At 62.2% G+C, this 10,156-nt stretch carries 12 protein-coding genes; 5 read left to right on the top strand and 7 right to left on the bottom strand.

The genetic code is table 11. The features are described 5' to 3' along the window. A partial coding sequence (locus B7R22_RS11520) for an IS3 family transposase (protein WP_216363343.1) occupies positions 1–170 on the top strand: 170 nt, incomplete at its 5' end. A 431-nt stretch (positions 171–601) separates the two neighbouring features. On the opposite strand, the gene B7R22_RS11515 is transcribed toward B7R22_RS11520, so the two are convergent. Continuing rightward, the gene (locus B7R22_RS11515; protein WP_216363440.1) at positions 602–1,222 is read right to left on the bottom strand and encodes a hypothetical protein; all 621 of its coding nucleotides are present in this window, start codon (positions 1,220–1,222) and stop codon (positions 602–604) included. Positions 1,223–1,644: 422 nt separating this feature from the next. Here B7R22_RS11515 and B7R22_RS11510 point away from each other — a divergent pair, with 422 nt between their 5' ends. Beyond that, positions 1,645–2,196 (top strand): hypothetical protein, encoded by a 552-nt coding sequence (locus B7R22_RS11510; RefSeq protein WP_116411893.1) that lies wholly within the window; start codon positions 1,645–1,647, stop codon positions 2,194–2,196. On the opposite strand, the gene B7R22_RS11505 is transcribed toward B7R22_RS11510, so the two are convergent. The 4 genes from B7R22_RS11505 to B7R22_RS19205 form a co-directional block, all read right to left on the bottom strand. Then, positions 2,113–2,952 carry an AAA family ATPase gene (locus B7R22_RS11505; protein WP_367379192.1) on the bottom strand — a complete coding sequence of 280 codons (840 nt, stop codon included), beginning with the start codon at positions 2,950–2,952 and terminating at the stop codon, positions 2,113–2,115. The two genes, B7R22_RS11510 and B7R22_RS11505, sit on opposite strands and share 84 nt — an antisense overlap. 470 nt (positions 2,953–3,422) lie before the next feature. Beyond that, positions 3,423–4,097 carry a hypothetical protein gene (locus B7R22_RS11500; RefSeq protein WP_116411892.1) on the bottom strand — a complete coding sequence of 225 codons (675 nt, stop codon included), beginning with the start codon at positions 4,095–4,097 and terminating at the stop codon, positions 3,423–3,425. 242 nt (positions 4,098–4,339) lie between these two features. Continuing rightward, complete coding sequence (locus B7R22_RS11495; protein ID WP_116411891.1) at positions 4,340–4,627, bottom strand: hypothetical protein; 288 nt, start codon at positions 4,625–4,627, stop codon at positions 4,340–4,342. A 161-nt stretch (positions 4,628–4,788) separates the two neighbouring features. Continuing rightward, positions 4,789–4,962: a hypothetical protein gene (locus tag B7R22_RS19205; RefSeq protein WP_172582335.1), complete on the bottom strand. Its 174-nt coding sequence runs from the start codon at positions 4,960–4,962 to the stop codon at positions 4,789–4,791. A gap of 38 nt (positions 4,963–5,000) precedes the next feature. Between B7R22_RS19205 and B7R22_RS11490 the strand changes: the two genes are divergently transcribed. Continuing rightward, positions 5,001–5,750: a plasmid pRiA4b ORF-3 family protein gene (locus B7R22_RS11490; RefSeq protein ID WP_172582333.1), complete on the top strand. Its 750-nt coding sequence runs from the start codon at positions 5,001–5,003 to the stop codon at positions 5,748–5,750. Positions 5,751–5,809: 59 nt separating this feature from the next. Here B7R22_RS11490 and B7R22_RS11485 read toward each other — a convergent pair whose 3' ends face one another. After that, positions 5,810–6,277: a GntR family transcriptional regulator gene (locus B7R22_RS11485; protein WP_253259038.1), complete on the bottom strand. Its 468-nt coding sequence runs from the start codon at positions 6,275–6,277 to the stop codon at positions 5,810–5,812. A 21-nt stretch (positions 6,278–6,298) separates the two neighbouring features. Here B7R22_RS11485 and B7R22_RS11480 point away from each other — a divergent pair, with 21 nt between their 5' ends. Then, positions 6,299–7,483, top strand: coding sequence for a TolB family protein (locus tag B7R22_RS11480; RefSeq protein WP_116411889.1), 1,185 nt, complete (start codon positions 6,299–6,301; stop codon positions 7,481–7,483). Between the two features lie 108 nt (positions 7,484–7,591). On the opposite strand, the gene B7R22_RS18825 is transcribed toward B7R22_RS11480, so the two are convergent. Beyond that, positions 7,592–7,876: a hypothetical protein gene (locus tag B7R22_RS18825; RefSeq protein ID WP_147305362.1), complete on the bottom strand. Its 285-nt coding sequence runs from the start codon at positions 7,874–7,876 to the stop codon at positions 7,592–7,594. Positions 7,877–8,104: 228 nt separating this feature from the next. Between B7R22_RS18825 and B7R22_RS11475 the strand changes: the two genes are divergently transcribed. Then, a complete protein-coding gene (locus tag B7R22_RS11475) occupies positions 8,105–9,637 on the top strand; it encodes an AAA family ATPase (RefSeq protein ID WP_253259037.1) in 1,533 nt (510 codons plus the stop codon). Positions 9,638–10,156 lie beyond the last annotated feature (519 nt).

Raw genomic sequence — 10,156 nt, 5'->3', positions numbered from 1 at the left:
TTCAAAAGAACGTTCTGAACACCCGGCGCTGGAACACTCGCGAGGAACTCCGCCTCGCGATCGTGGTGTGGATCGAAACGAAATACAACCGCCGACGCCGCCAACGGGGCCTCGGCAAACTCACCCCCGTCGAGTTTGAGACAATTTACACAACCGCAAACGCGGCCTGAAAACCATCAACCCCCAGTGACAACCAAACTCTGGGCAGACCCTGACGATCATTTGATAGCTCCTCTACTGCCGAGGTAAATGATGGTGTCAAAAGTCGAATCCGACGTTGTGGCTACATCCCAAGCGGTTCGTGCCCGGTTCGTTAATATTGGCCTATAGGCTCCTGACTCACCTAAGAAGAGTCACCAAACTCTGCACGTCCCGGTGAAGGCCCGTCTATTGGTTCGCGACAGAATCCCATGTCCGTAGCATCATGAGGAAACTGCAGTTACGAAGCCGGGTGCAGCTCGTCGTCCAAGCGTACGAAAACGGGACCCTGCGACCCGGCCACCTGCCGGACCCGTCCGCCAGGACGTAAGCAGACCCGAAGGTTCGGGCACATCCTCGCGCCCATCAACCCCGCCCAAGGCCGAACTCGCCCCGCACTGATCTACTGGGGTACGAGATCGACACCGAGTCCACGGTCGGGGTTCCAAGTCACTGTCGCGTTTGATTGTGTCGAGTTCTTGGCTCGGTTGTCGGGGTCGTCGAGCCGGAATGAACCGCTCAGCTTCACTTCGATTCCGGTGGTGGTGGTTTCGGCTACCGACCGGCAGGTTTCGGCGTACGCGCCGAGCTCGTCATAGACAAGGAGGCAGACCTGACCGGATGGACTCAACGCTCCGTAGGTCGCTGCCTGGCCGAACTCTGTGAGGCCTCCGAGGCGGCGAACAGTGCTGACAACGATGTCGGTTGGCAGCCCGGCCGCCGGCAGGTCCCCGTTGCTCTGTGGCACGTTGAAGAGCTGGTCAAGGGACACGCCTGGCGCTGACTCGCCGGACGACGTCAGAGGCCGGACACCGCTCTCCCGAACCAGCACAGGTACGACCACAACACCGTTCACGATGGCGGCCGCGGCGAGACCCAACGCGACGAACAGCGGGATCAGGCGCCGCCGCCTCGACGTGATGACGTAGATCAGCCAGAAGGTCAGGGCGACCGCGCCCCCGATGACGCTGAGAGCTGCCGCGGTCTCGAAAGGGGCAATCAGCGCCAACGGTATCGCCGTCAAGAAAGGGGCGTCGCTGATCTGGAGCGTGTACAAGACTCGAACCAGATGGCTGTACACCACAGCTCCAACGCTCACGATCGATGAGACGATCAACCAGATAAAAACCCAGTTTCGTCGTCCCGGGCCGACGGGTTGTACCGGGACATCGTCTGGGGCGGCTGTGTGCTGGCGGTCCCGCAGACTCGCGAGCTCGCTCAAGGCCGCTTCTCGTTCAGCGGCGGATGAATCCGGACCAAACGCGAGCCGCTCCAGCCGGCCCTCACGTCCCCGCGGAACTTTGGCCTTATCGTCGGTGACGTGCATGCACCGAGCATAGGGCGCGGCCCCACAACAGTAAGCCGTCTTCTGCGTCTGCCGCGCGGGGAGAACCTGGTGAGGCTGAAGAGTTGTGTTCGGTTTCGGAACCGATCAGGCTGACTTCCATGGCCGCCGACGAACTCTACATCTATGACACCCGGATCGTGCGAATGTTCCCGGACTACGCCGGCACGGTCATCTGGTTCAGCGAACCGGTCCCGTATCCGGAGACGGGCCTCTCCGATGGCCTCGTCGCGCAGTTGTCAGCGTGGGAGGCGTCGTATTATGCGAACCTCGACGACGACTTTCGGTGGCGTTCCCTCACCGCGTTACACAGGTTCAGTAGCGACGGCCTCGAACTCGCTCGTGCTGTTGCCGCCGAGATCGGTCCCGAGTTTCAGGTGGAGTACCACTCCTTCGAGGACACGGACGCGATCGCGCTGCTGCGAGGTGAGGAGCCGGCATCGAACAGCGCAGCCCGAGACGTCTTCGCGGCTCGGGCGGATCGCGCCCGGGCCGACTGGGCGGCAGCGCAGAGACGCCTGGCCGAGGTGGGACCAGAGACCGGCGTTGTGCTGCTCGCTCGCGCAGGTTCAGGCGCAGCGTTCTACCGGCCCGCGGCAGAAGGCGAGGTGCCGCCCGGTGGCGTTACCTTGGACGATGGAGCGGCCCGTTGAATTCGGCGGGGTCTGTCGTCGACGGCGAGGTGGCGGAGGTAGCGTTCCGGGGAGTCGAGGAACGACCGCCACGTCCGGACTAGGTCGAGGTCCGAGGTCGTCGTACTCGCACCCGCGGAGTCCCCACTCCCCCACCTCGAGCAAGGTGGCGCCGGGATATGCGGCGAGGATCGGGGAATGCGTTGAGAGGATGATCTGCGACCCGGCCGTGACAAGGTTCTGCATCAGCCCGATCAGCGCCAGGCAACCCGGTACGGACAGCGCCGACTCGGGTTCGTCGAACACCCACAGACCGCGCACCCGGGAGCGGGCCATGACAAGGTCGAGGAACGATTCACCGTGGCTGCGCTCATGAAACCCCTGCCCGTCGCCGATGGATTCGAGATAGGTGAAGAACCCGTGCATGGTCTCCGCGCGGAGAAAGTACCCCTTCTTCGACGCGCCACCTCCGCGCACGAGCTGCAGGTGATCCGCGAGGGATGACTCGGATGATCGGGTCTGGTTCATCGCCCCGGTCGACCCGCCTTCGGGGTTGAGGCCGAAAACAATCGCGATCGCCTCGACCAGGGTCGATTTGCCGGCGCCGTTGTCACCGACCAGCACCGTGACCCTGCTGAGGTCTAGCCCCTTGTCCAGGATCTGCCGGACGGGCGCGAGAGTAGCCGGCCACACCGAACGATCCAGCGACCCCGGCGTTCTCTCCTCGACGCGTCTCAGAGGCATATTCGTGAACGGTTCATCCTCGGCACTCGGCATGGATGAATGCTCGCAGACTTCAGCAGCACCAGACAGAACTACCGAGGGTCTCTATGGGCGCTCTGGCGTAAGCAGCTACTTGACCCGTAACAGGTCTCATATTCGGACAGCCGGCAAGGAGCAACCAAGCTGTCAGCTGCGCCGTGTATTAGCGAACCAGTGGTATCTGACCGCTAAAGGGACCGACGTGCCCCCCGTCGTCGCAGGACTAGGGGGCACGCCCGCAACCGAAGCTGCAGCAGTACTTCGGAAGCACGCCAAGTCCGGATTGGGTGAGCATAACAACGAACAGGCCGAGTCGGTTCCGGCATCAACCGTTCCGTACAAACCGCCCGCCCGGATCGGGTCTGCCCGGGGTTTGGTTGTCACCTCGACGTGCGAGATTTCATTTTCGCTAGAAGGCCGTCGGTCATGGCACGACATACACGTGTGACCCCTGCCGAAACAGGGGTCACACTTGGTAGGAGGTCTTACTTGGTGTTGACGGTGATCTTGGCGACGCCGACGAGCAGGCCTTCCTTGACGGCGGTGGTGCCGTAGGTCTTGTTCAGCAGCGCAGCAGCGTCAGCCGACACGTGGACCGTGGTGCCCTCGAGGATCGCGGTGTCACCCGAGGTCTGGAGGGGCTTCAGGGTCGAACCGTCGAGGTCGAACAGGAGAGCCTGCTTGGCGACCTCTGCACCGTTCGCGGCAACGTCACCGTAGAGCTTCGAGGTTCCGGGGTCTATCGTGAAGTTGGTCAGGTCGACCTCGATGCCGCCACCGGTCAGGCTGAGGCCCGAGCCCTGGTGCTCGATGGAACCCTGGACGTACGGGCGGAAGGACTCGTTCGGGTCGTAGTACTTGACGTTGCCACCCGTGATCGGGAAGTCGAGCACGCCGGCGGTGGAGAGGGTCGCGGTGCCGAGCACGCCGGGGGTGAGGCCAAGGCTCTTCAGCGCTGCGAGGAAGCCAGCGTCGACCGTCACGGCCGTGTCCTTACCGGTGAGTGCGGGGATCGACGCGATCGGCGTTCCGTTGGTCGAAGCCGACGCCGAAGCGGAGGGCGACGACGAAGTCGTGGAGGACGTGGAGCAGGCGGCGAGCGAGAAAGCGAGAGCACCCGAAGCGGCGATGGCCAAAACGGCGGTAGACAACTTACGCATAATAGACAATTCCTTTGACTGCGACGAAAGATCCGAAACGAACTGCTTCAGTACAAAGCCTTCGGCACCCTCCCCCAAAACGACAGGTCAACAACCAACCTGACACCGCAAAACCTCTCTACCTGAACTGAGCGACACCCGCTCCCCCACAGTCCAGCTCACGTCGGCACTAATCCCGTTGGACGTCAGGTCTTCGGGCCGCTACCCTCTCTGTTTAAGGGGCCTGGTCGGCTTCCCAGGTTTCAGGACGGACGAATGTCTCCCGCTAAGCGCACGAGCTTTTTTGCGTCGACCCTGCCGTGATCCACTGTCTGTACGCGGTCGGCCACCTCGACAAACAGTTCGTAGCTGCGTGTTCCCACGTTCGCGTCTATCCACGCCAGCACCTCTTCAACCGAGTCGGCGCCGTCGATTCTCGTGGGGTCGTGTCGCTCGCTCGAGTTCACAACATGCGTCCAGAAGCAGACCCAGTACACCGCGGCGTCAACCTGAACGCGTTCGAAGAACGACTCATCCCACTCCGCTTTCATGGCAGCCTCTCCCAGCAGCTCTCAGACCAAACGGTCTCCTGCGAACCTAGTGGGGCGGACACCCACGCTTCCAGTTCCGCGCCAAGTTTCACTCTCATTGAGGGCCCGACTTGAGGGGCCTGAATCGGCACCCGATTCTGTCTGTTTGCTGGGATCGGGGATTAGTCGCGGAGTGTGTCGATCATGTCCAGCGGCACGTAGAACGTGACCTCACCGGTTTCCGTGTCGACCCGCGCCTTCAAATTCACCTTCTGCATCATCCGATGACCATGGGAAATAGCGACCTTGTACGACGATGCAGCATAAACATCACAGTCCTCGATGTGCTCAACCATTGACCAAGCCTATCCAACACGGTGCGTACGGACGGGGTGTGAAAAAGCTCGAGGCCGATTCCTCGGCACGGACATCCTGGATACGCATCCACCGCCCTTGGCTGCCACTGTGGGAGAATCTGGGGATGACGGCAGGAGTGAAACAAACCGGTCCGGCCCTTTTCCGAGTCAGAGTTCACCTCATCAACAGCGATCCCGAGATCTGGCGGCTTTTCGAAATCAATGCGGACCTTCGCCTGCCCCACGTCCACGATGCACTCCAAACCGTGATGGGCTGGGAGAACACTCACCTGCACGAATTCCTCGATTACGACCCGAACGTGAACGGCACCATCACCCCGATGCGGCCAAGACGATGGGCGTCCCCGTTCCTCCGCGAAGACGACGATGACGGCGTCTACCTCGCTGAGGAAGACTTCGCCCTCCGCGATGTGCTCACCGAACAAGCGCCCCTGTTCTATATGTACGACCTCGGCGACAACTGGCTGCACCGCCTGGATTTCATCGAAGCCCTCCCGATGAAACCCGATGACCCCACCGTCACGGTGATCCGGGGTGAGCGGCGTTGCCCTCTTGAAGACAGCGGCGGCATCGATGGTTACGACCACATCCTCGACGTCCTCAGCGACCCCACCGACCACGAACACCACGACCTCACCGAATGGGTCACCAGCGCGCACAACAACCCCCGGCACCCATTCGACCCCGCCACCTACGACACCCGAACCATCAACCACACGCTCCGCCTCGCCCTCCCAGACACCACCACGCATACAAAACGACAATAGGAATCCCGAATGACCTCCCGCTTTAGGTCTCGCTTGAGGCTCGAGAAGGCAAACTGGAATCAGCTGGCGCCGGTGACAGATATTGTCTCGATGCCGGCGGGGTACAGCTCAATCATGCGGACGAGTTCGGATCGGCCGTAGCCGCGTGAGTGCGCAAAGGCGATAAGGTCGTTCACTTTCGCGACCAAGGCTCCTTTTTCAGGGGTCCCGGAGACGGTTATGGCCTTGCCTCGACCAGCCTCTAATAGGCCCTCGTCTCGGAGCAGATGAATAGCACGCAACACCGTGTTCGAATTCACCCCGAGGACAGCCGCGAGATCCTTCGCGTGCGGGATCCGTTGGCCCTGGCGGGCTTCTCCGTCGGAAATCGCACGCCGGATGCTCGCCGCGACCTGCTCGTGCAGCGGCATTGGCAAGTCACGATCCGCCTTGGAAAGATTCAACGCCTGCCCTGCCAGGTCGGCGCCGGTTGACGCGCGACTCTGAGGTAGCGCGTCTCGCGCAACCGGCGCATTGACTTCATCCATGAAGCCAATCATAGTAGCCTTATGCGCTTCGCTTCCAGCAAAGAACTTCTTCACGCCACCCCGACCCTGACCGCTTCGGACCCGGTCATCCCCGTCTCGCCCGACGTCGAAGTGCTGTTCAAGGAAGCCCGGCGGAGGGCGCGACGTCGCCGGCTGCTCACGGGGGGCTCAATTGTGGCAACCCTCTCCGCCGCCACCGTCTGCCTGTTCGTCGTCACCTCAATCCAAAACGCAGACCCCGACCTTCCAGCAGCAGCGGCCCTGCCGCGGGCTGCGCTCCAAGCCGCGCAACCCGACATCTATGTCGTGCACACCCCCACCGGAACCGGGCAACCCGGGCTCGTGAACGTGATGGACTCCGGCACCGGCCAGCTGATTCGCACAATCGGCTCAGCATACGACCCGTATTCCATCAACAGTTTTCAGCTGTCCCCCGACCACACGACGATGTACTACGGCCAACTGAACGAAGCCGCACAGACCGTTGATCTTGTCATCGCTCCCGTTGATGGGGGCCCCGCTACCGTTATGCCAGACGCCGGGACCCCACGACTCAGCCCAGACGGCAAATATTTGGAGTACGCGAACTCAGCCGGTGGCTTCTTCCACGTGAAAGACCTGAGCACCGGTGAGGTGAGCACGATCCCGGGTCCTGGGGGATTTGAGAACCTGGCTGGCAGTCTCAGCTGGCTCCCCGATTCACAACACCTTCTCTTGGCTGGCAGCCCGATACTGCTGATGGGCTACCACTGTGCTCCGCAACTGGACGGGGCGCCACCTATGGGCGTCTGCCCAGTACCGACCCCTCCTGCCGCAAGCCCCACCGCGAGCATCCTGAATCTGGACACTCAGGTCTGGACGCCAGCCCCGCTGCTCCAACGAGACGACGGACGATACGGAACCCTCCTCGGCCCGGGCACGGAACCGGGCACCGTACTCACAATGCCGAACGGCCCAGCATCACCCGCGCCGCTTCCCGATCACTCCTTCGGACCTGCACCGCTCCTCACCGTGGACACGGCCACCGGCGCCATCATCACCACAGCAACCATCCCCGATCACTCCCGGATACTGAACACTGACACAAGCGGAACGAACATCCTGATACTCAATTATCAACAACCAGACGCCACACTCGACCGCTGGGAACCCCTCACCGGAAACCAGGCTCCACTCGGACCGCAGGTCGACGAAGCAACCTGGTGAATCCCGCATCACCTTCCGGCCAGACGCAAACAGGGCCCCCTCCCCCCGCGGTTGCCGGGCGAGCTGTAACTGAACCGGTGAGCGCCCGGGTAGCGGACCGTTCTTCTTTTAAATCGGTTGCTCACCGCTGTCGCCGGTCTTTCGAAGTCCGGTCACAAAAAACGCGATCGATACGGTCCAGACGAGTGGAAACAGTATCTCGAGTGTCCAGTTGGGACCGTTGTCGAGCGGCCACGGAATTAAAGCCCACAAACCCACGGCGCCCAGAAGAATCATCGAAGCCCCCGCGACGGTTAGTCGCGTGCGAACCCGAGTTGACTTGAGAAAAGTGCGGGCACAGAATGCAAGAACTCCCAGGGCGATGAGAAGCGCGCCGATGTCGAAGAAGAGCACACTAGCCAGTCCGATATCAGGAAATAACGAGATCAACCGACCTCCCCCTTTGCGACTGAACTTTGACGATAGTCCCACGGCGACAGATACGAGCGGAACAACTCCCTCACTAACTCGTTCCGCAACGGGTCGGTATTGGGTTTGCCGCACCCCACGCCAGACTCACGTACGCCCGTGGTGGCTACGATGGGGCCGACGGGGTCGTTGCCCCGTGGGGATGGGGTGGGGATGTCGGGGAAGAAGTTCGACCGCGCGGTGCTTGTGTCGTTCAAGAAGTTCATGGACGTCGTAGCGGCCACCGTGACGGACAACGGCGACGCGAAAGCAACACCGCTCGGCCAGCTCGTCACCGACCATCTCGGATCGGACGCGACCACCTTGCCGGTAGTCTCCGAGACGATCGCCGATCACCGCCTCGTCGACGCCGACATCGCCCTGGACAACATCGCCGGCACAGCTGGCCAGATCGTTCATGGTGTCAGTGGGGGGCAGCAACGGTTCCACTCCACAATGTCGGAGATGCTCGCCAACCCCTTCATGGCCTACCGCCCCGCGCCCGTCGACTACACCGCCCGCCCCACCGGCCCCGACACATCCCGGCAAGTCGTCGCGTTCGGGCTCCGCCTCCTCACCTTCCACAACGAACCCGTCGCAGTGATCCAAAGAGCAGCGAACCAGCAGTTCGGCAGGAACGAAGCTGAGCTCGAGGTCATGGCCGCCACCACGGAGACGGTCACCGCGTTCCTGGCCGAACTTCGACGGCTGATGATCGAACACAGCGTCCTCCGCGGTCAGGTGCTCTCCTTCGCCGGATCCCAATTCGGCGCCAGCGCCGGCGTCACCTTCCTCCCCCGACCCGATATTTCTGCTGAACAGATCATCCTTCCTGATGGGGTTCTGAAGAGCGTCGTCGACCATGTCATCGGCATCGGCGAAAAACGAGACGACCTCCTCGCAGCAGGCCAACACCTCAAACGCGGCGTCCTCCTCTTCGGACCTCCCGGAACCGGGAAGACCCTCACCGTCAAGCACCTGCTTACCCGCACCCCGGACATCACGACGGTGTTACTGACCGGGTCGAGCATCGCCTACATCGGCGCCGCTGCAGAGATCGCCAGAACATTCCAGCCATCGATCGTGGTCATGGAAGACATCGACCTCGTCGCGATGCAGCGAAGCTCCACCCCCCAACCGTTGCTCTTCGAAGTCCTCGACGCACTTGACGGCCTCGATGGTGACGCGGATGTCGCGTTCGTCATGACAACGAACCGGGTCCAGGTCCTCGAACGCGCCTTGGCGGAACGCCCCGGCCGCGTGGACCTCGCCGTCGAGATCGATCTCCCCGGCTCCGCCGAGCGACGCCGCCTCTTCCACCGCTACGCCGCCGGGCTCCCCTTCAGCCAGCAGGCGCTCGACGACGCGGCCGCCCGCTCCGACGGTGTCACCGGATCCTTCGCTAAAGAACTCATCCGCCGCTCCGTTCTCGCCGCCGCGCTTCGCGGAGAACCCGCCACTGACACCGACCTCAATAACGCGCTCGAAGACCTGCTCTCCACCCGAGAATCACTGACTCGCCGGCTTCTGGGCGCAGGAGGACCGGACGCCGAACGGTGGAACCCCGAGACCGAGCTAGACGACGAACCCTCCCCCGCCCAATTCCTGCAGCCGCTAAACGGAATGCCAGCGATGAACTCGACGATCAGCATTCACACGGACGACAACGGAACCCACATCAACGCACCCGAAGAAGACTCCCCCTAATTCACCCGGCAGGATCGCTTCCCGGTAAAGGCCCCTCGGCACAGCCACCGAATACTGGCCCTGGGCTAGGATCTCGAACATGATCCGACCTCGGCTGGCCACCATAATCGCTCTGGTGATTGGTCTTCTAGTTACAGTCGCAACCCTGATTCAGATCGGTGTAGACGGGATGGACGGCGGCAGGGTCTTCTTCCTGTTGATCGGACTTGCTCTGACCGCGTTGAGCGTCTACGCCCTGCGAAAACTGGACCGAAACCCACACTAGGACCGTGCCGGGATCTGATCTGAAAGGTGTCCGCCAGACGCCCCTCAGGCGGACAGCGACTGCTCTGCGATGGAGTCAAGCAGAAGGCGCATGCGCCGGGTTCGACGCTCGATTCCCGGACCCCAGCGGTGACGTCCCTGTGAGTGGTGGGGTTTCGGGTTCTTGAGCGTTGCATCGTCGACGTGAGAAGCCACCGTGTGATGGTCAGTGAGAACCGACTAAAACTCTCACGCAAAGGACACCACACGATGGCT

Origin of the sequence: Subtercola boreus, from assembly GCF_003399635.1 — a bacterium.
Lineage (GTDB): Bacteria > Actinomycetota > Actinomycetes > Actinomycetales > Microbacteriaceae > Subtercola > Subtercola boreus_B.
The sequence above is the reverse complement of the archived record's forward strand: the minus strand, read 5'-3'. Positions and strand labels throughout refer to the sequence as shown.